This window comes from Thermosulfurimonas sp., assembly GCF_015491435.1.
In the GTDB taxonomy this organism is placed as follows: Bacteria; Desulfobacterota; Thermodesulfobacteria; order Thermodesulfobacteriales; family Thermodesulfobacteriaceae; genus Thermosulfurimonas_A.
Genome location: NZ_WFVX01000184.1, coordinates 1 through 23512 on the forward strand (window position 1 = coordinate 1; position 23512 = coordinate 23512).

Here is a 23512-nt window from a genome sequence, read left to right on the forward strand (position 1 = left end):
ACCGGGTGTTCGGCGAAGTCCCACTTATCGTAGATATAAAGCCCCTCAAAGAGCTTGCGGTTTCCGCGGAAGAGTTCCTTCAAGGTATTGATGGTAAGGGATTTTCCGAATCTTCGGGGGCGGGAGAGGAAGTAGCAGATGCCCTCGGTTACCAGGCGGTGGATCCAGGGGGTTTTGTCCACATAGACCCAGCCCCGCTCCCGGATCTGTTTGAAGGAGGAGGTATCCAGGGGCAGCCGTTTCATAAGCCTAGGATATCCGGAAACTTTGGCCTTGAGAAGCGGTATCGTTCGGAGGTTGTTTGGGGGGGCGGAGGTTTGTGGTAGTATATGTTTGAGATGCGGCGTGTTCTGGTGGTTCCCATCGGCAGGGTGTTCGGTCCGTGGCTGGAGCGTTTCCTGCGTGAGCTTTCCGAGTTCTGGCGGGTCCAGGTAGAGCTTTCCCGGCCCATTACCCCTCCGGCTGCGGCCTTTCATCCCCGTTTGCGCAAGTTTTTCGCCCCTTATGTGGCGGAATTTCTGCGTAGCGTTTCCGGGGAGGTCGATTTTGTGCTGGGGGTTTGCGGGGAGGAGCTTTATTCCCCCAGGAGTCCCCTGGTCTTTGTGGAGGTGAGTTTTTCCTCCCGTTCGGCCCTGGTTTCGGCCCGTAACCTCCAGGAATTTCTCTTCGGGACCGAGCCGGAGAGGCTTCTGGTGGAACGTCTGCGCAAGGAGTCCATTCGGGCCCTGGGGCATCTCCTGGGGCTGGGGTCCTGTCCCGATCCCCTGTGCGTAATGCATCCCCCTTCCTCCCTGATGGAACTCGATCTCAAGGGCACCGATTTCTGTCCGCAGTGCCGGATGCGTCTGCAGATGCTTCACCTGGTCCGCGGGGAGGTCCGAGCAGCCCCTTGATCGGAGTCTTCGATTCGGGCATAGGAGGGCTCACCGTCCTGAGGGAGCTGGTGCGCCGGCTTCCGGGGTATCGTTTTGTCTATTTCGGGGATACGGCTCGCACACCTTACGGAACCAAAAGTCCGGAAACCATCATTCGTTATGCCATCGAGGACACCGAATTTCTCCTGCGGAGGGGGGCACGGATCATCGTGGTGGCCTGCCATTCGGCTTCCTCGGTGGCCACCGAAGCCCTGAAGGAGCGCTTTCCCGGAGTACCCATCTTCGAGGTGGTCACTCCCTCGGTGAAGAAGGCCCTCCAGGTAACCCGGCGGAAGGTGATCGGGGTGATCGGTACCCGGGCCACCATCCAGAGCGGGATTTACGAGAGGCTCCTGCGGGAAAGGGACCCGGAGGTGCGGGTTTACGGTAACGCCTGCCCGCTTCTGGTTCCGCTGGTGGAGGAGGGCTGGCTCAAGAAACCCGAAACCCGAAGGATAGTAAAAAAATGCCTCCTGCCCCTGCGGATGAAAGGGATCGATACCCTCATCCTGGGGTGCACCCATTATCCGGTGCTCCGAAAGATCATTCAGGAGAAGGCCGGCCGGCGTATCACTCTGGTGGATCCGGCCGAGGAGGTGGCCGAGGAGGTAAGGGCCTTTCTTTCCCGGAAGGAGGGGTCCCCGGCGGTGGATCTTGAAAAAGACGGAGAACCCCTTATTTTCGTTTCGGACCTTACCCCGGCCTTCGAGGACATTGCCCGTATCTTCCTGGGCCGGAGGGTGAAACTTCTTAAGGCCGAGGATGCACCGCTATGAAACGGGTGGTTCTGGGTACCGCCGGGCATGTGGATCACGGAAAGACCACCCTGGTCAAGGCGCTCACCGGGGTGGACACCGATCGTCTCAAGGAAGAAAAAGAACGCGGGATCACCATTGAACTGGGTTTTGCCCGGCTGGATCTTCCTTCCGGGGTGCGGGTGGGGATTGTGGATGTTCCGGGGCATGAACGTTTCGTGCGCACCATGGTGGCCGGGGCCGCGGGGATCGACCTGGTGGCCCTGGTGGTGGCTGCCGACGAAGGAGTGCGCCCCCAGACCCGGGAACATCTGGAGATCTGCGAGCTCCTGGGGGTAAAACGCGGGCTGGTGATCCTCACCAAAAAGGATCTGGTGGATCAGGAATGGCTGGATCTGGTGACCGAGGAGGTTCGCGAGTTCCTCAGGGGCACCTTCCTGGAGGGGGCGCCCCTGGTAGCGGTCTCCGCGGTCACCGGGGAGGGGCTTCCGGAGCTTATCCGCGTCCTGGATCAACTGGTACAGAAGGTTCCGGACCGTTCTCTTGCCGGGCCTTTCCGGCTTCCGGTGGATCGGGTCTTTACGGTCAAGGGGTTCGGCACCGTGGTTACCGGCACCACCATTTCCGGCCGGCTCCGGGTAGGGGAGGAGGTGGAGATTTATCCCCGGGGGATAAGGGCCCGGGTGCGCCGTATTCAGAGTCACGGGGAGGAAAGGGAGGAAGCCCTGGCAGGGATGCGCACCGCTCTTAATCTCCAGGGGGTGGAAAGGGAGGAGGTGTCCCGTGGCGACGTGGTGGCTACGCCCGGACTGCTGCGCCCCTCCACCATCCTGGACCTGGAGCTGCAGTATCTTTCCAGTGCCCCCAGACCCCTCAGGAACCTGGAGAAGGTCCATTTCCATCTGGGGACCGCGGAGCTCCTGGGTGAGGTGGTCCTCTTCGGAAGGGATCGCCTGGAACCCGGAGAGAGAGACGTGGTCCAGGTCCGTCTGTCCCAGCCGGTGGTCTGTCTGCGCGGGGATCGGGCGGTCATCCGGGGCGGCTCTCCCCTGGTCACCCTGGGCGGAGGGAGGGTGCTCAACCCCCTGGCCCGGCGCCGTAAGCGCACCAAACCCTGGGAACGGGAGGAACTGGAACTCCTCGCCCGCGGCGGAGACAGAGAGGTCCTTCTCTATCATCTGGAAAAGGCCCGGGAGGGTGGGCTGAAGGCCTCCCTTCTCCAGTTCAAGGTTTCGGTCTTCGGAAGGGCCTGGGAGGATCTGCTGCAATCCCTTTCCTCCCAGGTGGTACGTATCCCCGGGGAGGAGGAAGAGATCCTCCTTTCCCGGAGGGCTTTGGAAGCCTTCAAGGAGGAGATCCTCCGGGCGCTAGAGGGGTTTCATCAGAAATTTCCCCTCAAACCCGGGCTTACCAAGGAGGAATTGCGGGCCCGGGTTTCCGATCGGGCTCCGCTGCGGGTCTTCGAGGCCGCGGTCTCGGAGCTTCTTTCCGGGGGGCAGCTGGTGGCGGAGAGGGAGTTTTTGCGTCTCTCCTCCCACCGGGTGGTCCTTCCCGAGGAGGCCGAGGCCCTGAAACGGGAGATAGAGAAGATCTTCCTTTCCGCCGGTTTTTCCCCTCCGGACCCGGACGAGGCCCTCTCTCGTTTCCGGGATCGGCCTCAGCTAGCCCTGGATATGTTCAGGGTGCTGGTGCAGGAAGGGGTTCTGGTCCGACTTTCCGAAAAGCTTTATTTCCATCGCCATATTCTGGAAAAGGCCCGGAGCCTGGCGGAGGATTATCTTCGTCGTCACGGGGAGATGGGAGTGGGGGACTTTCGCAAGCTTACCGGCGGGGCCTCGCGCAAGTATCTGATTCCTCTCCTCGAGTATCTGGATCGGACCAAAGTCACCCTGCGGGTGGGGGACAAACGTATTCTGCGTCGGGGCCTCCGGGGTCAGAGTCCGTAGTTACGGCGTACCTCCAGGGCCTCCTTTTTAAAGGTTTCGAAGTCCTCAAGCTGGATCAGGGTCTCCAGCCGCCAGAGGGCCAGGGTGATCTGAAGGCGTTTTTCCGGCGGAAGAGTCCGGCTTTTTTTGCGGTAGCTCTGGCGCAGGAGGTTTAAGGTTTTATAGGCCCGGGCCTTTAGGGCCTCGCGGCGCCTGCGGGCCTCCTCCAGGGTTTTTTTACCCAGGTCCTGGATCTGAGCGAAATAGATCCGGGCCCAGTCGTAATGGCCGGTGCGATAATAGGTCCGGGCCCGTTCCCATTTCTTTTCCACCCGGGCGTAAAGTTCAGGGGCATATCGATCGGCCTCCTGATCGCGAAGTTTTTCCATGAGAGATTGGGCGGCGCGGTATTCCTTTTCGGGCGGAACCGGGGGTTTGATCAGGCGCCCGATAAGGGGTAAGCGCGAGAGACGATAGCGGGCGTAAGGGGAGAGCTGAAAATGAGGAAGAGAAAAGGAAAAACCCGTACCCAGCAGGGCCACCAGAAGTAGAGGGATCAGCTTTGGCTTGGGTCGAGGCATCAGTTCTGTTATAGTTAAAAATCCGCACCGTGCAAAGCGGAGGACAGACATGAAAACCTTTTTCAAGACCCTGATTCTCCTCTTTTTTCTGGCCCTATGCGGAGTGGCGGGGTATCTCTTCTTTACCCGGATGGAAGGGGCGGCACCGCAGATTTCCGTGGAGGGTCTGCCCAAGCTGGCCGGCCGCAGGTTATCCTTTACCGTGCGCTTGCGGGATTCCGGGTCCGGTCTTCATCGGGTAAGGGTCCTTCTGCTGCAGGGGCGAAAGCATCTCCTCCTTCGGGAGGAAACCTATCCTCTTTCCTTCTGGAAGGGTTCCTCGGTTAAGAACGTATCCTACCGTTTCACGATCTCCCCGCTGGAAAAGGGGCTGGGCGAGGGGCCGGCCCGGTTGGTGGTGGAGGCCTGGGATGCCTCCTGGCGCAATGCGCTCAAGGGCAACCAGTCCCGGAAGGCCTTCCCTTTTGCTCTGGATCTTACCCCGCCGCGCATAACCGTCCTTTCCTCCACGGTCTATATAGCCCGGGGTGGTTCGGCCCTGGTCCTTTATCGGGTGGGAGAGAAGGCCCGCAGCGGGGTGCGTCTTAACGGGCGTGTCTTTCGAGGATATCCCCTGAAGAGGGGGATTTATGCGGCCCTGGTGGCCCTTCCGGTGAGCGATACCACTGTGCGCGAGTTTCTGGTCTTCGCCGAGGACGAGGCGGGTAATCGCCTGGAGATTCCGGTGAATTATTATCTCCAGCGGCGAAGGTATCCCCGGGTCCGGATGCGCATCAGCGACGGTTTCCTGCAACGCAAGATGCCGGAGTTTCTTTCCCGTTATCCCGAGGCCCAGAAAGAAGACCTCCTTAAGACCTTCCTCTGGGTGAACCAGACTCTGCGTCAGCGCAATAACCAGAAGATCGCGGAGATCACCTCCCGTCCCTCGGAAATCTCCTTTACCCTGCAGGGGCCCCTTAAGGCCCTGCCGCACTCGGCCAAACGTTCCGATTTCGGGGAACACCGTTTCTATTATTACCGGGGGCGCAGGGTTTCCCAGGCCTGGCACCTGGGCCTGGATCTGGCCTCGGTGGCCCACAGTCCGGTCCCAGCTGCCGCAGCCGGAAAGGTGGTGTTTGCGGACTATCTGGGCATTTACGGTAATACGGTTATCCTGGACCACGGTCTGGGTCTCTATACCCTTTATGCCCATCTGGCCGGAATTGAGGTCCAGCCGGGGCAGAGGGTTTCGGCCGGACAAATTATCGGCCATACCGATACCACCGGGCTGGCCGGGGGAGACCATCTCCACTTTTCGGTTCTGGTACAGGGGGTTTTCGTGAATCCCATGGAATGGCTGGATCCCCGCTGGGTGGCCAATCGCATCCTGAATCCCCTTTCTCCGTACCGCTGATCCGGGCGGAATTTCAGGGGTTTCTTCTCTCCCTATCCCCTTCCGGGAGATCCCCTTTCTGAAAATAAAGACTTCCAGAAAATAGGAAATTTTAATTTCCACAAAGATCGAAAGCTAAAGAAGTGAGGAAATTGCCTGTAAGAAGACTATAGTTAGCTGAAATTTGCTATATTCATCTGGAATCATTCCAAAAAAGCGTGAAATCGATCTTGTAAATTTTATAGGTGGAGAGTAAAAGATAAGGGATGTTTGAGAGCCGGGATTTTCGTACCGTGGCTGAAGCTTTCCTCTATCCCGAGGATGCTTCTTTTTTGGGCCTGATCTCTTACCTTCAGGCCCTCTCGCGCAGGTTATCTCTGGCTCTGGAGGAGGATTTGCGGGTTAACAACCTGGAGGAGTTACAGGTGGAGTACACCCGGCTTTTTATTACCTCTCCCTATCGAACTCCGGCTCCGCCCTACGCTTCGGTTTATCTTTCCTCCGATCGGCGACTCAAAGGGGAGGGGTACGATGAGGCCCTGGATTTTTACCGTCGGGCCGGGTATCAGCCGGTGGAGGAGGGGGAACTGGCGGATCATGTCTCCTATGAACTGGCCTTTGTGGCCCTTTTACTGGAAGAAGGAAATTTAGAGCTGCTTAGAGAGTTTCTGGAGCGTCACTTTTTGCGGTGGTATCCGCGGTTTCTGACCGTGCTCAAGCAGGCCCGCCCCGGGCCCTTTTATCGGGCCCTGGGGGATCTGGTGCTGGGTCTTACCAATAGATTACGGGAGGAGGTTACCTATGAAAAGGAGGGACTTTCTTAAACTGTCGGCAGGGGCCTCTCTGGCTCTGGCGGGTCTCCGGTTGCGCTCCGAGGGACTGTTCCGGAAGGCCTATGCCTCCCCGGTGCCCGGGGAGGAACTTCCGGGAAGCCTCGGAGCCAAGGACATCCCCTCGGTGTGTGAGATGTGTTTCTGGCGGTGTCCCATCGTGGCCAAGGTAAAGGGCGGAAAGGTGGTAAAGATCGAGGGCAACCCCAAGAGCCCCACCAATGGCCGCGGGGACAAGGCCCGGGTCTGTGCCCGGGGCAACTCCGGGATCAAGCTTCTTTACGATCCCGATCGGGTCAAATACCCTCTCAAACGGGTAGGGGAGCGCGGCGAGGGCAAATTTGTGAAGATCTCCTGGGATGAGGCCCTGGACGAGGTAGCTCATAACTTAAAGAAGGTCAAGGAAAAATATGGTCCGCATGCCATTGCTTACTTTGACCACGGAGCCTCGGCTGAACCTTTACGGGAGATTTTTAAAGCCCTGGGCACGGAGAATTATTCCAATGAACCGGCCTTTTTCCAGTGTGTGGGCCCGGTGGCCGTGGCCTTCCTTTCCACCCTTGGCTACCTTACCTCCGGCACCATGCAATATACGGATATGGCCAACGCCAAGGCCATCCTGCTGGTGGGGTCCCATATCGGCGAAAACGTACACGTCTCCCACGTGATGGATTTTATCGAGGGTCTTTCCAAAGGGGCCAGGCTGGTGGTGGTGGATCCGCGTTTCTCCGTGGCTGCGGGCAAGGCCGATATCTGGCTTCCCATCCGTCCGGGCACCGATACAGCCCTGCTTCTGGCCTGGATCAATTACGTCATCCAGCACGAACTTTACGATAAGAAGTTCGTGTCCGAATACTGTGAGGGCTTTGAGACCCTGAAAAAATCGGTCCGGGAATGGACCCTGGATCGGGCGGCCCGGATCTGCGATCTCCCCAAGGATAAGATGGAGGAGGCCATAAAGATTTTGGCTCAGGCCAGGCCTCACGTGTGTATCCATCCCGGGCGTCACTCCGCCTGGTACGGAAAGGGAGATGTTCATAGACACCAGGCCCTGGCCACTCTGGCCGCCCTCTTCGGAGCCATCGGAACCCCGGGAGGCCTTTACTTCCCCACCCCCATTTCCCTGGGTAAGGTGCATTCCATCAAAGAGGTGGAACCCGGCGAGTCGGATACCCCGCTCAAGGACAAATATCCCTTTTCCGATCCCTTTCCGGGGAGTCCCACGCACGAGATCATCCGGGCCACCCTTACCGGTAAGCCCTATCCCATCCGGGCCTGGGGTATATGCGGGGTCAATATCCTCCAGACCATTCCCGATCCCTATCAGACCATGGAGGCCATCCAAAAACTCGACTTCATCTTCTCCTTCGAGATGTACCCCACGGAGACGGCCCTGTGGTCGGATATCGTCCTTCCGGATACCGTGTATCTGGAGCGTTATGACGATGTCTATGTTTATGACGGGCTGCCGGAGTGTTATGTGACTGTGCGTCAGCCGGCGGTAAAGCCTCTGGGCGAGGTCCGTCCTCCTTACTGGGTGGCTAAGGAATTGGCCAAGCGTCTGGGGTTGGATATCTTCCTTGCGGAAAACGAGGTGGAGATTATCAACGAGAAACTCAAAGGGCTGGGGACCTCGCTGGCCGAACTTAATCGCCAGGGAGGTTTGATGGTCCTTCCGGCCAAGGGGGCCTACGATCGTAAGAACTTTGCCGGAGGCCAGGGCCTCAAGGTCAAGCTTGTGGTGGGGGATTTTGCTGACGAGGACTTCTCTCCGGTTCCGGTGTATGAGCCCACTCCGGCTCCGCCCAAGGGGTTTGCCCGTCTCATCTACGGTCGGGTACCGGTCCATACCTTCAGCCGAACCATGAACAACGAATGGCTCCACCATGAATGGCCGGAAAACCATGCCTGGATCAACGACGAGGTAGCCAAGAGGCTGGGCCTCAAGGACGGCGAGGAGATCATCCTGGAGAATCAGGACGGCAAACGGTCCTTCCCCATCAAGGTCAAGGTCACCCCGGGTATTCGTCCGGACTGCATCTATGTGCCCCATGGCTTCGGAAGCCGCTCTCCCAAGCTCTCCCGGGCTTATAAGAAGGGGGCCAGCGACCAGTTCATGATCTCCCATTATGTTCAGGATCCCTTCATGGGGGCCTCGAGCCACCGGACCAGTTTTGTCCGGGTGGTCAAGAACGGGAAGGTTCTGGATATCCCGGAGCTGCGTCCGTTGCCGCCGGAGATTCCGCGGTTCAAACTTGCCTCCGCAGCCGCGGCCGGGGAAGGACGGAGGAAAAGGCACCGGAAATCCCATCACCATAAGGTGACCATTGAGGGATGTTAATTTTAAAGTTCGAGTTTAAAGGAGGTCGAAAATGAAAGCACAATGGGCCATGGTTATAGATCTGGATAGATGTGTGGGGTGTCATGCCTGTGCGGTGGCCTGCCGGGCCGAATGGCGGGTCCCGGTGAATTCCCAATACGATGGCTATTCGTTCATAGACGATTACGATAAATGGTTGGGGGTGGTTTCGGCCGAAGGGGGGGATTATCGCCGTAACTGGGTCCTTCGTCTGGGGCCGGAACGCACCAGCAAGGGAGAGATCGCCTTCACCTTTTATCCCGGTCTCTGCAATCACTGCGATCATCCGGTGTGCGTGGATGTGTGCCCGGTGGAGGTGGAGAAACGGACCTTCAAGTGCTATAAGACCGGCAAGACCGTGACCATGGAGATCCGGGCCACCTATAAGGAGCCCTTTACCGGGGCGGTGCTCATCGACAAGGAACGCTGCATCGGTTGCGGGAACTGTGTGGAGGCCTGCCCCTACCGGGCCCGGTATCTCAACGACACCCTGGAGGAACCCAAGGCCGACAAATGCACCTTCTGCTACGAGAGGGTGATCCGGGGCGAGCTTCCGGCCTGTGTGAAGACCTGTATCGCCGATGCCCGGATCTTCGGGGATCTTTCCGATCCCAATTCCGAGGTCTCCAAACTGGTACGAAGCGGAAAGGCCCGGCGGCTGGAGTCCAGTAAGGTAAAGATCGGTCCCAACGTGTACTTTATGGGCAAAGAAAAGAATCTGGAGCTGCTCTTCAAGCACTTCGCCCCGCGTAAGCGGACCTGGGAGGAAGTGGAAGTGGGGGCCCGCAGCCGGCGTGGTCTCCTGAAACTGGCCCTGCGGAATCTGCCGCGCCTGGGTTAATCCACCCTCTATTTTCTTTTTCCGGATCGGGGGAGGGGCTAACCCTCCCCCTTTACTTTTGGGGAAAAGACCCTCCCGGAAGCGTTCCTCAACTTCTCAATATATTGTTATATCTTTCGCCTTGACACCCCATATAGTGTAGATATATCCTAGAAGCAGTTTTCGGAGAGGAGGTAGGGGATGGAGCCTTTGGTACGTAAGCGGGATGGAAAGTTTCAGCCTTTCAATCGGCATCGTATCGTGCGGGCGGTTTTCAAGGCCCTGCGGGCGGTGGGAAGTAAGGACCGGGCCGCGGCGGAAAAGGTGGCCGATGCGGTGGCGGTCAAGCTCTACCGGCAGTTTTTCAAGCACGGGGGAGTGCCCCATGTGGAGCAGATCCAGGACCTGGTGGAAAAGACCCTCATGGAGCAGGGCTTCCCCGAGGCGGCCAAGGCTTACATCCTCTACCGGGAAAAGCGTCGCCAGGCCCGGGAATTGGGGAAGGCGCTTCTTGACGGGGTGAATCTCATCGAGGAGTACCTTACCCGGGAGGACTGGCGGGTCCAGGAAAACTCCAATATGAATTACAGCCTTCAGGGTCTCAATTTTCACATCTCCTCCTCGGTGGTGGCCCGCTACTGGTTGAACAAACTCTATCCGGCCCGGGTGGGCGAGGCCCACTTCGAGGGGGACTTTCATGTCCATGATCTGGGAGTGCTTGCGCCGTACTGTGTGGGGTGGGATCTTTACGATCTCCTGAAGCGCGGTTTCGGTGGGGTGCCGGGAAAGGTGGAATCCGCCCCGCCCAAACACTTCCGCAGCGCCCTGGGCCAGGTGGTGAACTTCTTCTATACCCTTCAGGGGGAGGCCGCCGGGGCCCAGGCCTTCTCCAACTTCGACACCCTGCTCGCGCCTTTCGTGCGCTACGATCGTCTCTCCTACCAGGAGGTCAAACAGTGTCTCCAGGAGTTTATCTTTAACGTGAATGTTCCCACGCGGGTGGGGTTTCAGTCGCTGGCCTGGCAGGAGCCGGTGGTGGTGCGCCGGGAGGGTCGGGTGGAGATCCTCCCTATCGGGGAGCTGGTGGACGAGGCCTTCCGCACCGAGGGGCATCGAGCCCTACCCAATGTGGATGGCTACGGAAGGCCCTCTACGGATTCCTTTGCCCTTCCGGTAAAGGGGGAACTTGAGGTCCTGGGGTGGCGGAACGGACGTGCGAGCTGGCTCAGGGTCAAGGCCCTGGTGCGCCATCGCGTGCCTCATAAACGCTTCGTGCGTATCCGTACCGGCCGCGGCGAAACCTTCATTTCTCCCGCCCATTCCCTTTTTGCCTTCGACGAAAAAGGGGGTATCCGTCCGGTAAAGCCCTCGGAGCTTGAAACCGCCCGTCCCAACGCCCGGATCACGGAAAAGAACCATGTGGTGGCCCTCTCGCGGGTTCCTTCCGAATGTTTTCGGAATCTCAGGGAGCTTGATCTGGCGGAGATCATAAGAAGGCTTCCCTGTGAGGCCAGGTCCCGCATTTATGTCCATCTCACTCCTTCGGGCTGGGAAAAGATAGAGGAAAATCTTTCCCGGCGCCGGAAGAGCCTCAAGCAGGCCCTTTATGAACTGGGATATTTCGACCGCACCCTTTATTACGAGTGGCGGAAAAAGGGGATGGTCCCCTTTTCCTTCTGGGAGCGCTACGGAGATCCGGAGGACGAGGTCTCCTTCAGCCTTAGGAACTATCCCGGGGAGCGGGTTTCCCGCAGGCTTTCCGGAGAGAGGCTTGAGGCCTTCCTGACCCTTCTGGCCTTTTATATTACCGAAGGCAAGGCCTCGGGAAGCAACCTCACTATTTCGCAGGCCGAAGAGAACGCGGAGGTAATCCGCAAAGCGGTGGAGATCCTGGGGGCCGGGGGATTTGAAACCCATCATACCGGGTGGTCCTCGGTCACCCGCAAACCCACCCAAAGGCGCGTGGCCGTAATCTCCGTAAGGGGGGTTCTCTCCTACCTTATCAAACAGACCGCGGGTTTTTCGGCCCGGGAAAAGTGTGTCCCCTGGTATGTCTTCGAGCTTGAATCTTCCTTGCTGGAGAAGTTCCTCTGGGCCCTGGTGGAGGGAGACGGCTATTATGACGCCGAGCACCGGCGTTTTGGTTTCTTCACCTGCTCGAAGAAACTTATGGCCGGAGTGAGCCTTATCCTCTGCCGGCTGGGCTACCATTTTGTGCTCTCGCGGAAGGATCCCCGGACCGGTGTTTATACCCTTTTCTGGTATCCGGAACCGAAACGCGAACCTCGAAGGGAAGGGGACTTTTGTGCGGTTCCGGTCTATGAGATTCAGGAGGAGGAGTATCCCTACGAGTGGGAATACGACCTTTCCGTGGACTGTGAGACCGAAAACTTCGTGGGAGGGGTGGGGGCCCTCCTTTTTCACAATACTCCCTTTACCAACCTCACCTTCGATCTCAAGTGCCCGGAGACGCTTCGGAATCATCGGGTCATCCTGGGCGGGATGGAGCGCGAGGAGACTTACGCTGAATTCCAGGAGGAGATGGATATGATCAACCGGGCCTTCTGCGAGCTGATGCTGGCCGGGGATGCCCGGGGTCGTATCTTCACCTTCCCCATCCCCACTTACAATATCACCCGGGACTTTGACTACGATAACCCCAATCTGGAGCCCCTCTGGGAGATGACCCGGCGCTACGGCATTCCCTATTTTGCCAACTTTGTGAACTCGGACATGCGCCCGGAGGACGCCCGCAGCATGTGCTGCCGCTTAAGGCTTGACAACCGCGAGCTTGAGCGTCGCGGAGGGGGGCTCTTCGGGGCCTCTCCCCTTACCGGCTCCATAGGAGTGGTGACCATCAATCTCCCGCGCCTGGCCTATCTTTCCACCTGCGAGGAGGAGTTCTTCGAGAGACTCACGGATCTCATGGAGCTGGCCAAGACCTCGCTGGAGATCAAGCGCAAGGTCATCGAAGACTTCACCGAGCGGGGCCTATATCCCTACTCCCGGGTCTATCTTGAGCCGGTTAAGAAATGCTCCGGCCAGTACTGGTGCAACCACTTTTCCACCATCGGGATCATCGGGATGAACGAGGCCTGTCTCAATTTCCTGGGGGTGCCTATCTATCATCCCGAGGGCAAAGAATGGGCTATTAAGGTACTCAAGTTCATGCGGGAGAAGCTTACCGAGTTTCAGGAGGAGACCGGAAACCTCTATAACCTTGAAGCCACCCCGGCCGAGGGAGCAAGCTATCGTCTGGCGCGCCTGGACAAAAAGAAGTTCCCGCGCATCAAGACCGCGGGCACGGAAAAGACCCCCTATTACACCAATTCCGTGCACCTTCCCGTGGGCTATACCGACGACATCTTTGAGATCCTTACCCATCAGGACGATCTCCAGGTGCTCTTTACCGGGGGCACGGTGGTTCACCTTTTCGTGGGGGAGGAGATCCCGGACACCCAGATAGTGAAGGAGCTGGTGCGGGCGGTGGTGGAGAACTTCCGGCTTCCTTATTTTTCCATCACCCCCACTTTCTCGGTGTGTCCGGTGCACGGTTATCTTCCCGGAAAGCACGAATTCTGTCCTTATCCCCACACCGAGGAGGACCTCGCCCGCTACGGGCGCGAGGTGGAGATAACCCTGGAGGGTCTGAGGAGCCTTTCCGGGGAGGCCTATCAGATTCTGGAAGCCTCTCCGGAGGAAAATATGTCTTAGGAGGTGCGGCATGGAAAAGGTAAAGGTTAAGGTGGTGCCCTGTGAGATCTACAGCCGGGTGGTGGGTTACTTTCGGCCGGTCCAGAACTGGAACGCCGGGAAACAGCAGGAGTTTTCCGAGCGTAAGACGGTAAAGCTTGATTCCTTCCGGGAGCTCGCCCGCCGGGCCTGCTGCGGTTCGTAAATGATTAAGGGGTTTCGCGGAACCAGTGTGGTGGACTACCCGGGGAAGATCGCCTCGGTGATCTTCCTCGGGGGCTGCAACTGGCGTTGTCCGTACTGCTACAATGTAGATCTGGTGCTTCCGGAAAGACTCCGGGGGCTTCCGGACCTCTCGGAGGAGGAGGTCCTTTCTGAGCTTCGCCGGCGCGAGGGCTTCATCAAAGGGGTGGTGATTACCGGAGGCGAACCCACCATCTGGGGACGCCGTCTGCGGGGGCTTCTGGAGCGCATCAGGTATGAGACCGGCCTTGAGATCAAGCTGGATACCAACGGATCAAATCCGGAGCTTCTCGTCTCTCTCCTTTCCGCTGGACTTATCGATTATGTAGCCCTTGATTTTAAGACCGCTCCCTCTCGCTATGCGGAACTAGGAGGGGATTTTTCCCCCGTGTCCGAGACCCTCAAGATTCTTGAAAATTTCAACGAAGCCGAAGTACGTATTACTCTAGTGCCAGGTCTAATTGGATGGGACGAGCTCAGGGAGATGCTCCCCTGGCTTTCAGCTACAAAGCGAGTTGCCCTTCAAAAATTCCTTCCCGAGGTCGAAACCTTAAGCCACGATTTTCCTCGCCAATATTTTTCTCCTGAGGAACTTCAGGCCTTCCGTCTTTTTTTAGAAAAACACCTTTCTGCGGAGATCCTATTCCGTCTTTAACCTCTTTAACGAAAAATTAACAAACTTAAACTTTTTTTCTCTTGTAAACGCGGATTCTCTTTGCTAAATCAAAATTTAGAGATTTTAAAGGAGTATTCGGTGGTGGAGAAACCGAATCGTTCTCATGCAAAAAGGATCCTGATCGGGCTTGTGGTTTTGATAGTGGTTGGGGGATTGGTTAGGTCCCTGCTGGTTCCCAAGGGTTTCGGGAATCACGGAAGTATCTTTTATAAGTTCTACCGCAAGGGGGCTATCAACGACGAACTTTCCCGAATGCCTCGCCATATGACCAATGCTTCCTGTAAAGCTTGCCATGCCTGGGAGTATGAGCTTCAGGTAAACAGCAAACATAAGGGTCTTTCCTGTGAATTCTGTCACGGTCCATGGGCGGATCACGTGAACGCCAAAGGGCAAGTGATTGGCTATCTTCCAAATCCTAAAGACAAAAAGACTATTCGAGCCCTTTGTCTTCGGTGTCATAATGGGGCCATTCGGGCCCGTCCCAAGGATCCCAGAGTGATAAAGACCGTGCTGCTTCCGGATCACTTACGCAAAAAACATGTGCGCGAGGATCATACCTGTGATCAGTGCCATCTGGTGCATGCGCCCCTTTACTACATCCACCAAGCCGACCAGATCTGGAAATCTCTCCTCAAGGGGGAAGTTCGTGAATAAGGAGCGCCGTAAGTTTCTGGGCTATCTTCTAAAAGGGGCCGCCGGCTCGCTTTATCTCATGCTTCCCATGCCGGTTAAGGTTCCCTTGCAGCTCTCCACGGTGGGAGGAAGGGAAAAGTACAATCCTCGGGAACACGAGTTTGTGTTTCTCGTGGACATTAACCGCTGTATCGGTTGCGGAAGCTGCTGTGTGGCGGACAAGCGGGAATATCAGGTTCCTGACGGGCAATATCGCACCTGGGTTGAGCGCTACATTATTACCGAGGATGGCGAAGTTTTTGTGGATTCTCCCAAGGGGGCTCTTAATGGATATCCCGAACCTCGCCAGGTAGATAAGCCCATTCGGGACGCCTTTTTCGTGCCCAAGCTCTGTAATATGTGTGAGGAGCCGGCCTGTGTGCAGGTCTGTCCCGTGGGGGCTACTTTTAAGACCGACGATGGTTTTGTGCTCATAGACTATAAACGGTGCATTGGTTGTGCCTATTGTGTGCAGGCCTGTCCTTACGGGGTGCGCTATATCCACAAAAAGAAACGTACCGCGGACAAGTGTACCTGGTGTTATCACCGGGTAAGGCGGGGGTTGCTTCCGGCCTGTGTGAACGCCTGCCCCACCAAGGCCCGAAAGTTCGGGGATCTGAGGGACGAAAATTCCGAAGTGGCAAGGATCATAAAGAGTAGCGAACCCCTTTTCGTGCTTAAGCCTGATATGGGGACCTTTCCCCGCCTTCAATACCTCCATTTGAGGCAGGAGGTTATCTGATGGCTGATATTGTGGGCTACGTCTTTCCCAATGAGCACCATATCCACTGGAGCTTGATGATTGTAACCTATCCTTACATCACGGGAATCATTGCCGGGGCCTTTATCGTTTCGTCTCTCTATCATGTGTTTCATGTGAAGGCCTTGCGTCCGGTCTCCCGTTTTGCTCTCATTTTCGCTTTGGCTTTCGGTTTCTGTTGTACCTGGCCCCTTCTCAATCACTTGGGGCATCCTGAAAGATGCTTCAATATCATGATCACCCCTCACCCCACTTCGGCGATGGCGGGTTTTGGTTATGTGTACAGTACTTACATGGTGGTACTGCTTCTGGAAATCATTTTTATCTATCGAGCGGTTTTTGCCCGGTTGCTCCCGCAGGTTTCGGGCTTTAAGGCCACTCTTTATCGTATCTTGACTTTCGGAAATCAGGATCTTTCGCCGGCGACCCTCGCTTTTGATCACAAGGTTACGAGTTGGTTAGCCCTGATAGGGATTCCCATGGCCTGTGTGCTTCACGGTTATGTAGGTTTTATCTTCGGGGGAGTAAAGGCCGTTCACTGGTGGCTTACCCCGCTTATGCCCGTGATCTTCCTCCTTTCGGCCTGTGTGTCGGGTATTGCGGGTATCATTCTCGGCTATCTGCTGGTGCAGTGGGTGAAGAAACGACCGGTGGATGAGGAGTGTCTTTCCACCCTGGTGAAATACCTCTGGGGGTTTCTCATCTTGGATGTGAGTATGGAAATGCTTGACCTTGGGGTACACGCTTATCTTCGGGTGGAAAGCTGGCATGTGCTGGAAAAGCTCATAAGTGGCCCTCTTTTTACGAGTTTTATTGTAATGCAGATCTTGATTTTTTCTCTCATTCCCCTGGTAATCCTCGGAATCCTTACCTTGGCCAATATCCGGGGAAAGGCTTTGCAGTATCTTGCGGCTCTTTGTTCGGTGATGCTTCTCATCCAGGTCTATTGCATGCGCTGGAATGTGGTTATTGGTGGGCAGATGGTTTCTAAGAGCGGACGGGGCTATACCTTTTATCATCCCGGGTTTTTTGAAAAGGAAGGGATTCTTCCCACTATTCTGATACTTATGGCCCCGGTGGTCATTCTCTTTATCCTAGCCCGAATCTTTCCACTTTGGGTTACCGAAGAGGCCGAAAACAAACTTTAAAAAATAAAAAAGGAGGAGGTGTTAGGGATGAGATGGAAGGTGTTTTGGTCGGGTTTGGTGGCTTTGCTGCTTCTGGGGTTGGGAGGCCCAGCGGGGGCGGTGACGCAGTTTTCTAAGGATGTGACCAACCCCAAGGTGAGGGAACTCAACAAGAAGTGCATGATGTGTCACCTGAAGGAAAATAAATCCCTGGTTTTCCAGTGGCAGGAGTCTCCGCATGCTGCGGCCAAGGAAGGTCCGGTGGGATGCTACACCTGTCATGCGGCCAATCCGGGGGATCCTTTGGGCTACAAGCACGAGGGAGCCTTCATCAAGACCCTGATCACACCCAAGGATTGCTCTTACTGTCATCCGCGGGAGTTTAAGGAGTTTGAGAATTCTCACCATGCCACCGCCGGTCAGATCATGGCCTCTCTGGACAATCTCCTGGGAGAGGTGGTCTGCAGCGCTCCAGCTGAGGCGGTGAAGAAGTGGGGGCTTCCGGCCTATGCGGCCAAGGCCGACGCCCAGAACGCCTGCTGGCAGTGCCACGGCTCGGTGGTGAAGGTCCTGAGAGATAAGAAAGGGAACATCATCCGCACCAAAGAGGGGGCTCCCCGGTTTGATCCTTCCACCTGGCCGAACAGCGGCATGGGAAGGATCAATCCTGATGGCACCAAGGGGGCCTGTAATGCCTGTCACTCCAAGCACGCCTTCCGGGCCAGTGTGGCTCGTCAGCCCTTTGCCTGCGGAAAGTGCCACCTCGGGCCGGACCACCCGCAGAAAGAGATCTATGAGGAGTCCAAGCACGGGATCGCCTATCTTTCCGCGGTGCGGGAAAAGGGACTCATGGGGATGAACATCCTTAAGACCGGCTCCTGGGTGCTGGGCAAGGACTACTATTTTGCGCCCACCTGCTCCACCTGCCACATGGGGGCCTATATGAAGCCCAACGGTTCCATCGCGCGCAACACCCACAACGTGGGAGACCGTATCTCCTGGAACCTGCGTCCTCCCATCTCCGTGCATCTTAACCGGGTGATTACCACCGATGGGAAGGTCTATGATGTCCCCGGAGACATTCCACCGCTTCCCGGTCAGTTCGTGCAGGTCTATGACTATATGCGCAAGGGCAACAAGCTGGTCAAGGTGAAGAGGAAGAAGCAGGTCCAGAAGGTGATCAGCTGGAAGGAGCGTCGGGCGGCGATGAAGGAGGTCTGCAAGAGCTGTCATTCCATGCAGCAGGTGGAGAACTTCTACGAGCAGTTTGACGCCCTGGTGGTGACCTATAACGAGAAGTTCGCCAAGCCCGCCAAGCGTATCTTCCAGGAGCTGGTCAAGGATGGTCTGGTGCCCAAGTCGCCCTTCATGTCCAAGGTGGGCTGGATCTGGTTTGAAATCTGGCACCATGAGGGTCGTCGGGCCCGTCATGGAGCGGCCATGCTTGGTCCGGATTACACCCACTGGCATGGGCTCTATGAGGTGGCCAAGCACTTCTATTACGAGTACATCCCTGAAGTGCTGAAGGTGGCCAAGGAACACGGAAAACTTCAGAAGTATCAAAAGCTCATTCGCGACATCCTGAGCACTCCGGAGCACAGCTGGCGCCTCAAAGGCTTTGGAGCTCAGATGAAGGCTATCGAAGAAGAGTACAAAGAGCGTTACGGAAAAGGAGGAGCTTAAAGAAAACTTGCGGGGAGGAGGGTAACCTCCTCCCCCACTTTTTTCGGTTATGAGGTACGCGGGCACCGTTTTAGCCATCCTTTTCTTATGGAGCGCGGGCTTTTCCGCATCCCCCGGGGATTTTTCCCGGGTAAAAAGACTTTCCCTGAGTTATAAGGGATTCATCTTGGGGGAGAGGGTCCGCACGGCGGGTCTTAAGCCGGTGGAGGGAGCTCTTTCCGGGACCCTTCGTTACCGGAAGGGGGAACTGATCCTGGCGGTGGATGAGAGGACTCACCGTCTCATAGCCCTTTACGAGGAATATAAAGATCTTGGTCCGCAGCAGTTGAGGGAAGTGGTGGGTAGGCTCATGGCCCTTTTCGGGGAGCCCACCTTTGAAGCCCATGACCGGATGCTCTTCTGGTATTTCACGGAGAAGGGGAAGGTCTCGCGGGAGACCTTTGAGGGCTGGCGCGAGGCGGGGGTGAAGCCTTCGCTTCTTGCAGTGGCGAAGTTCGTCTGTGGCAGGCCCATAGTGGAGTTTGCGAAAAAAGAAAAGGGAAAAGGGCACACCCAGGCCTATTTCACCCTTTACTCTCCTCTTTTGATTCACAGGGTCCTAAAGGAGAGGACCCTTAAAGAATCCCTATAAGGAGGGGCAAGCCATGAAAAGATGGGCATGGTTGGTTCTTTTGGGATTTTGGGTATGGGTTTCGGGAGCCCTGGCCTATACGATCGAGGGCAAGATAAAGGGGCGGTTAGATTTTAAGGAAGAGATTCGCTACGAGTATTGGAATACTTTTGATAAAAAGTACCAACAAAGCAATTTTAATTACGATGATTCTTATTCTTTTGTGTCCAGCAAAATGCGTTTTGGTGCTGGATTTACTTCTTCGGTGGTAGATGCTTATGCTCAGCTTCACTGGACGCAATTTTTCGGCCTTCCTGATGATGGAGAATTTGGTCTGGGAATGCTTTACTACAAGTTTAACGGTGAGTTTGGTAATGGTCCAGGATACACATATAAAGCTACAAATATAGGATATGGGGCCATTTCCCAGGCCTGGGTGCGGATCAAGCCTCCGATGGTTCCGGGCTTAAGCTTTAAGCTCGGTCGCTTTTTCTACCTTTCCGGTCTTGAAGGAGGTATGCCTGCCGATCCCACGCTTAAGTGGGTGAAGAAGGTGCGTATTTCTCAGCGTATGATCGGGCCCTTTGACTGGTCGCGTGTGGGGCGAGCTTTTGATGGAGGTGTGCTCTCTTACGACTTTAAACCCTGGAATCTTACCTTCTCTTATATGCATCCCACCCCGGGAGGTTTTTATCTCCGTCGTGATGATCCGGAGATGAATGGAGAATCGGCCCACGATATTGATATTGTGACCGCGGTATTGAGCCTTAAGGATACCAATCCTTATATACCGAATCTGGATGCTCAATTCTTCTATTACTACTACAACGATGAGAGAAAACTATCTAAGGCTAAAACTATTACTGTGGGTTCTAAAACTTATAACTACACTGCTGAACTTACGGGTCTTGGAGATTGCGAAATTCACATGCTTGGTGGCCATCTTATCTACGCCTATGATGTGGGTACTGGAACTGCTGACTTCCTCGTCTGGGGTGGATATCAGTGGGGGACCTGGGGACGCAAGGTTAGTGGGCAGGATCGGACTCTAGATCATAAGGCCTGGGCTATTGCGGTGGAGGCCGGGTACAAGTTCAAGAACCTGCCCTGGCAGCCCTGGTTCCGTGTGGGTTATTTCTACGGGAGCGGAGACGATGACCCCAACGATGGTGATCATGAAACCTTCTTCATGATGATCCCCACCCTGCGTATCTATTCTATGACCCCCTCTTTTACCTTTATGAATACCAACTACTGGATGGCTCAGGTGATACTTAAACCCTACAAGAAGGTGGTGGTGCGCTCTGATGTGCACTTTGTGAATCTTACCGAGGATGAGGACTTTTGGTATTTGGGCTCAGGAATGATGAGACCTGACAAGCTTAGTTATGCAACTGTAGATGCTCACATCAAAAAGAAAGACGATGATCTTCTTACCATGTGGGATCTCTCGGTATTCATCAAGAATCTCTACCAGTATAACGGAGTGAAGGTGGGACTTGACCTTTATCTCAGCCACATTTGGGGTAACGATGTGGTGGAAGATGCTTTCCAGGCTGACGACGATCTTACTTTCTTCTATGCCGAACTTCGGTTCACCTTTTAGAGTCTAGTTAAATCAAGGGGGGAGCGAAGGCTCCCCCTTAAATTTTGGAGGTAAGGAGGAAGGAGATGAAGAGATGGGTAATCTTCTTGGTGAGCGTTTCGGCTCTGGTTTTGTCCTGCGCTTCTCAAAAGGCGCCGGCTCCGGCGGCGGAAAATAAACCCGCGGTAACTCATCCGGAGCTTCCCCCTGGGGAAAAGTGGATGGCCTGTAGTGAGTGTCACAAGATGGAAACCCCTGAGATTTACGAGGAGTGGTACAAGTCCCGGCACGGTATCGCTATGGTGAAGTGTTTTCAATGTCACGGAACTTTCGAGACCTTTCACAAGCCCACACGTGAGACCTGTCGCACCTGTCATGCCAAGCAATATAAGAATTGCCCGGCGGACAGACCCTGCTGGGATTGTCATGCTCCGCACCTTTTTAAGAAAAAAGTCCAGTAATTGCTTAAGGAGGTGAGAATCATGGGTCTTACCAGGAGAGAATTTATAAAAAGGACAGCTGCCTTAACCGCCGCCTCTTTGGTAGGCATTGAACTTCCTAAGCTGGAAAAGGCGGCCCAGGCCGCGGATGTGGACCGCTGGGAACCCGGCGTGTGTCGATTTTGTGGAGTGGGGTGCCGGGTTTACCTGGGCCTTAAAAACGGAAAGCCTGTGGCCATTAAGGGTATCACGGAATCAGCTACCAACAAGGGTTTTGTTTGTATGAAGGGTATGCTCTTTTATAAGATCATTCATCACCCGGAGCGTCTTAAAAAGCCTCTTTATCGCGAGCGCAAAGATCAGCCTTTCCGCGAAATCTCGTGGGAAGAGGCCCTGGACATCGCAGCCCGGAAGTTTGCAGAAACCGTGGCTAAATACGGCCCTGACGCCACGGCCTACTATGGTTCCGGACAGGCCCTAACCGAAGAAACCTATCTTTTCCAGAAGATTATGCGGGCCGGGATCGGGACTAATAATGTAGAGGGGAATCCCCGGCTCTGCATGGCGAGCGCCGTGGGAGGGTATCTTACTTCCTTTGGAGCGGATGAGCCCATCGGAGCCTATGCGGATATCGAGAAGGCCTATTGTTTCTTCATCATCGGAAGTAACATGGCGGAATGCCATCCGGTGCTTTTCCGTCGGGTAATGAACCGCAAGCTTTCTAAACCCACGGAAGTTAAGGTTATAAACGCTGACCCACGAGTTTCTCCTACTTCCCGTATCGCGGATCTTCACCTTCAGTTCCGTCCGGGAACAGACCTGGCGCTGCTTAACGCCATGGCTTATGTAATTGTAGAAGAGGGGCTTTACGACAGAGAGTTCATTAGGAAATACTGCAAGTTCAAGGTGGGAAAGCCTCCTAAGGAGGTGAGTTTTGAGGAGTATAAGGAGTTTCTCAAACAATATACTCCAGAGCGGGCGGCGGAGATCTGCGGCGGAAACATCACTCCGGAAAAGATTCGAACCGCGGCCCGGTGGTTTGCAAAGTCCAAGGCTACGATGTCCCTCTGGACCATGGGCATCAATCAGCGCACCCGCGGCGTGTGGGCTAATAACCTGATCCACAATCTCCATCTTCTTACCGGTCAGCTCTGTAAGCCTGGAGCGGATAGTTTGTCCCTCACCGGTCAGCCTAATGCCTGTGGAGGGGTGCGTGAGGGAGGCGGTCTCTGCCACATTCTTCCGGCCCACCGACCGGTAAAGATCGCCAAGCTTCGTCATCAGGTGGAGGATCTCTGGGGGGTTCCCCGGGGGACTATCCCCCCAAAGCCCGGATATCACACCATCGCTATGTTCCGGGCCGTAAATCAGGGGAAGATCAAGGCCATCTGGATCAACTGTACCAGTCCGGCTCAAAGCCTTCCTAATTGTGATTTCTACCGGAAGGGCTTGCGCAGGGATGATGTTTTTATAGTGGTTACCGACATCTTCCCTACCAAGACCACGGAGCTTGCCAACCTGGTGCTTCCTACGGCCTTTCACTTTGAAAAAACAGGCGTTTACGGGTGTACCGAACGGCGGAGCCAGTTAACGGTGAAGGTGGTCGATCCACCGGGAGAGGCCAAGCCCGAGGTCTGGATCGTCCGGGAATGGGCCCTTAAGATGGCGAAAAAGTTCGAAAAGCTCGGTGATCGCCGCCGGGCGGAGAATCTCCGTATCTGTGTAAGGCCTTTCTTGGGTAAAGAAGAAGGTTATGAGCTTCCCAAGGCCATCTGGGAGGAATATACCCAGAAGCTTACCAAAGGTCGGGATAACGATCTTTCGGGGGCCACCTATGAGGTATTACGGAAGCGTCCGGATGGGGTGCAGTGGCCGGCACCCACGGTGGAGCATGCCCTGAAAGGTGGGACTTACAAGAAGTTCGTGCGGGGAATCGATCCTCTGGCGGACAAAGAGGCGAAAAAGCTCGGAATCTCTGGACCTTACGTCTTTTACGGACCGGCGCACAAGGACCACAAACTTTACATCTGGCTTCGACCTTACAAAGGAGCGGCTGAGGAGCCGGATGCCGAGTATCCCTTCTATCTTTCTACTGGACGTGTTATCGACCACTGGCACACCAGCAGCATGACCGGGCGCATTCCCGAGCTCCTCCGGGCCAACCCTTATGCTTATGTAGAAATCAATCCAAAAGATGCTCAGCGTTTGGGGATCAACCCTAACGATATGGTGGAGATTGAGACCCGACGTGGAAAGATTGTGCTTCCGGCCAAAGTCTATGAAGGTCCTATTGAGGGAATGGTGTTCATTTACTGGTTTGATATGGACGAGAGCCGGATGGCGAACCGGGTGACCAAAGACGCTTTCGATCCGGGTTCTAAGGAGCCGGAGTTCAAGATCTGTGCATGTCGGATCCGGAAAGTGTCTGGCCCCAGACCTTTAAAGCCTTTTGTGGTGGGGCATAAGA

General features: G+C 55.7%; 20 protein-coding genes. 18 read left to right on the forward strand and 2 right to left on the reverse strand.

The window, feature by feature from the left end:
• Window positions 1-245: AAA family ATPase (locus F8J34_RS08395; RefSeq protein ID WP_297058275.1), on the reverse strand; the 245-nt coding region annotated here is incomplete at its 3' end.
• Window positions 246-329: 84 nt separating this feature from the next.
• On the opposite strand from F8J34_RS08395, the gene F8J34_RS08400 reads away from it, so the two are divergent.
• Genes F8J34_RS08400 through selB form a run of 3 tightly spaced genes read left to right on the forward strand, consistent with a single transcriptional unit; the run spans window position 330 to window position 3615 of the window.
• A complete protein-coding gene (locus F8J34_RS08400) occupies window positions 330-893 on the forward strand; it encodes a hypothetical protein (protein ID WP_297058277.1) in 564 nt (187 codons plus the stop codon).
• Complete coding sequence (gene murI, locus F8J34_RS08405) at window positions 890-1690, forward strand: glutamate racemase (RefSeq protein WP_297058281.1); 801 nt, start codon at window positions 890-892, stop codon at window positions 1688-1690. The genes F8J34_RS08400 and murI overlap by 4 nt, the downstream gene beginning before the upstream one ends.
• Window positions 1687-3615, forward strand: coding sequence for a selenocysteine-specific translation elongation factor (selB, locus tag F8J34_RS08410; RefSeq protein WP_297058284.1), 1929 nt, complete (start codon window positions 1687-1689; stop codon window positions 3613-3615). Before murI ends, selB begins: the two co-directional genes overlap by 4 nt.
• Here selB and F8J34_RS08415 read toward each other — a convergent pair.
• On the reverse strand, window positions 3603-4175 hold the full coding sequence (locus tag F8J34_RS08415; protein WP_297058287.1) for a hypothetical protein: 573 nt from the start codon (window positions 4173-4175) through the stop codon (window positions 3603-3605). The two genes, selB and F8J34_RS08415, sit on opposite strands and share 13 nt — an antisense overlap.
• A gap of 49 nt (window positions 4176-4224) precedes the next feature.
• On the opposite strand from F8J34_RS08415, the gene F8J34_RS08420 reads away from it, so the two are divergent.
• The 15 genes from F8J34_RS08420 to F8J34_RS08490 form a co-directional block, all read left to right on the forward strand.
• Window positions 4225-5568, forward strand: a complete 1344-nt coding sequence (locus F8J34_RS08420) for a M23 family metallopeptidase (protein WP_297058290.1) — start codon at window positions 4225-4227, stop codon at window positions 5566-5568.
• Between the two features lie 245 nt (window positions 5569-5813).
• Window positions 5814-6371: a molecular chaperone TorD family protein gene (locus F8J34_RS08425; protein ID WP_297058293.1), complete on the forward strand. Its 558-nt coding sequence runs from the start codon at window positions 5814-5816 to the stop codon at window positions 6369-6371.
• Window positions 6349-8718, forward strand: coding sequence for a molybdopterin-dependent oxidoreductase (locus tag F8J34_RS08430; protein ID WP_297058297.1), 2370 nt, complete (start codon window positions 6349-6351; stop codon window positions 8716-8718). The genes F8J34_RS08425 and F8J34_RS08430 overlap by 23 nt, the downstream gene beginning before the upstream one ends.
• Window positions 8719-8749: 31 nt before the next feature.
• Window positions 8750-9577, forward strand: a complete 828-nt coding sequence (locus F8J34_RS08435) for a 4Fe-4S dicluster domain-containing protein (protein ID WP_297058301.1) — start codon at window positions 8750-8752, stop codon at window positions 9575-9577.
• A gap of 180 nt (window positions 9578-9757) precedes the next feature.
• The gene (locus F8J34_RS08440; RefSeq protein ID WP_297058303.1) at window positions 9758-13270 is read left to right on the forward strand and encodes a ribonucleoside triphosphate reductase; all 3513 of its coding nucleotides are present in this window, start codon (window positions 9758-9760) and stop codon (window positions 13268-13270) included.
• 10 nt (window positions 13271-13280) lie between these two features.
• A complete protein-coding gene (nrdD, locus tag F8J34_RS08445) occupies window positions 13281-13454 on the forward strand; it encodes an anaerobic ribonucleoside-triphosphate reductase (protein ID WP_297058308.1) in 174 nt (57 codons plus the stop codon).
• Window positions 13455-14147: an anaerobic ribonucleoside-triphosphate reductase activating protein gene (locus F8J34_RS08450; RefSeq protein ID WP_297058311.1), complete on the forward strand. Its 693-nt coding sequence runs from the start codon at window positions 13455-13457 to the stop codon at window positions 14145-14147.
• A gap of 99 nt (window positions 14148-14246) precedes the next feature.
• A complete protein-coding gene (locus F8J34_RS08455; RefSeq protein WP_297058314.1) occupies window positions 14247-14822 on the forward strand; it encodes a cytochrome c3 family protein in 576 nt (191 codons plus the stop codon).
• Window positions 14815-15582 (forward strand): 4Fe-4S dicluster domain-containing protein, encoded by a 768-nt coding sequence (locus tag F8J34_RS08460; RefSeq protein WP_297058317.1) that lies wholly within the window; start codon window positions 14815-14817, stop codon window positions 15580-15582. Before F8J34_RS08455 ends, F8J34_RS08460 begins: the two co-directional genes overlap by 8 nt.
• Window positions 15582-16748 (forward strand): NrfD/PsrC family molybdoenzyme membrane anchor subunit, encoded by a 1167-nt coding sequence (gene nrfD / locus F8J34_RS08465; protein WP_297058319.1) that lies wholly within the window; start codon window positions 15582-15584, stop codon window positions 16746-16748. The genes F8J34_RS08460 and nrfD overlap by 1 nt, the downstream gene beginning before the upstream one ends.
• A 27-nt stretch (window positions 16749-16775) precedes the next feature.
• Window positions 16776-18410, forward strand: coding sequence for a multiheme c-type cytochrome (locus F8J34_RS08470; protein ID WP_297058321.1), 1635 nt, complete (start codon window positions 16776-16778; stop codon window positions 18408-18410).
• A 166-nt stretch (window positions 18411-18576) separates the two neighbouring features.
• Window positions 18577-19041 (forward strand): hypothetical protein, encoded by a 465-nt coding sequence (locus F8J34_RS08475; RefSeq protein ID WP_297058323.1) that lies wholly within the window; start codon window positions 18577-18579, stop codon window positions 19039-19041.
• Between the two features lie 13 nt (window positions 19042-19054).
• A complete protein-coding gene (locus F8J34_RS08480; protein WP_297058326.1) occupies window positions 19055-20626 on the forward strand; it encodes an alginate export family protein in 1572 nt (523 codons plus the stop codon).
• A gap of 65 nt (window positions 20627-20691) precedes the next feature.
• Window positions 20692-21066: a multiheme C-type cytochrome gene (locus tag F8J34_RS08485; protein ID WP_297058329.1), complete on the forward strand. Its 375-nt coding sequence runs from the start codon at window positions 20692-20694 to the stop codon at window positions 21064-21066.
• A 21-nt stretch (window positions 21067-21087) separates the two neighbouring features.
• The coding region (locus F8J34_RS08490; protein ID WP_297058331.1) for a nitrate reductase at window positions 21088-23512 on the forward strand (2425 nt) is incomplete at its 3' end.

Excerpts from the sequence above, each read along its gene's own strand:
- F8J34_RS08415 (WP_297058287.1), bottom strand. The coding sequence starts at position 4,175 with ATGCCTCGACCCAAGCCAAAGCTGATCCCTCTACTTCTGGTGGCCCTG.
- F8J34_RS08480 (WP_297058326.1), top strand. The coding sequence starts at position 19,055 with ATGAAAAGATGGGCATGGTTGGTTCTTTTGGGATTTTGGGTATGGGTT.
- selB (WP_297058284.1), top strand. The coding sequence starts at position 1,687 with ATGAAACGGGTGGTTCTGGGTACCGCCGGGCATGTGGATCACGGAAAG.
- F8J34_RS08425 (WP_297058293.1), top strand. The coding sequence starts at position 5,814 with ATGTTTGAGAGCCGGGATTTTCGTACCGTGGCTGAAGCTTTCCTCTAT.
- F8J34_RS08435 (WP_297058301.1), top strand. The coding sequence starts at position 8,750 with ATGAAAGCACAATGGGCCATGGTTATAGATCTGGATAGATGTGTGGGG.
- F8J34_RS08485 (WP_297058329.1), top strand. The coding sequence starts at position 20,692 with ATGAAGAGATGGGTAATCTTCTTGGTGAGCGTTTCGGCTCTGGTTTTG.
- F8J34_RS08430 (WP_297058297.1), top strand. The coding sequence starts at position 6,349 with ATGAAAAGGAGGGACTTTCTTAAACTGTCGGCAGGGGCCTCTCTGGCT.
- F8J34_RS08440 (WP_297058303.1), top strand. The coding sequence starts at position 9,758 with ATGGAGCCTTTGGTACGTAAGCGGGATGGAAAGTTTCAGCCTTTCAAT.
- F8J34_RS08450 (WP_297058311.1), top strand. The coding sequence starts at position 13,455 with ATGATTAAGGGGTTTCGCGGAACCAGTGTGGTGGACTACCCGGGGAAG.
- F8J34_RS08420 (WP_297058290.1), top strand. The coding sequence starts at position 4,225 with ATGAAAACCTTTTTCAAGACCCTGATTCTCCTCTTTTTTCTGGCCCTA.
- F8J34_RS08400 (WP_297058277.1), top strand. The coding sequence starts at position 330 with ATGTTTGAGATGCGGCGTGTTCTGGTGGTTCCCATCGGCAGGGTGTTC.
- F8J34_RS08470 (WP_297058321.1), top strand. The coding sequence starts at position 16,776 with ATGAGATGGAAGGTGTTTTGGTCGGGTTTGGTGGCTTTGCTGCTTCTG.
- nrfD (WP_297058319.1), top strand. The coding sequence starts at position 15,582 with ATGGCTGATATTGTGGGCTACGTCTTTCCCAATGAGCACCATATCCAC.
- nrdD (WP_297058308.1), top strand. The coding sequence starts at position 13,281 with ATGGAAAAGGTAAAGGTTAAGGTGGTGCCCTGTGAGATCTACAGCCGG.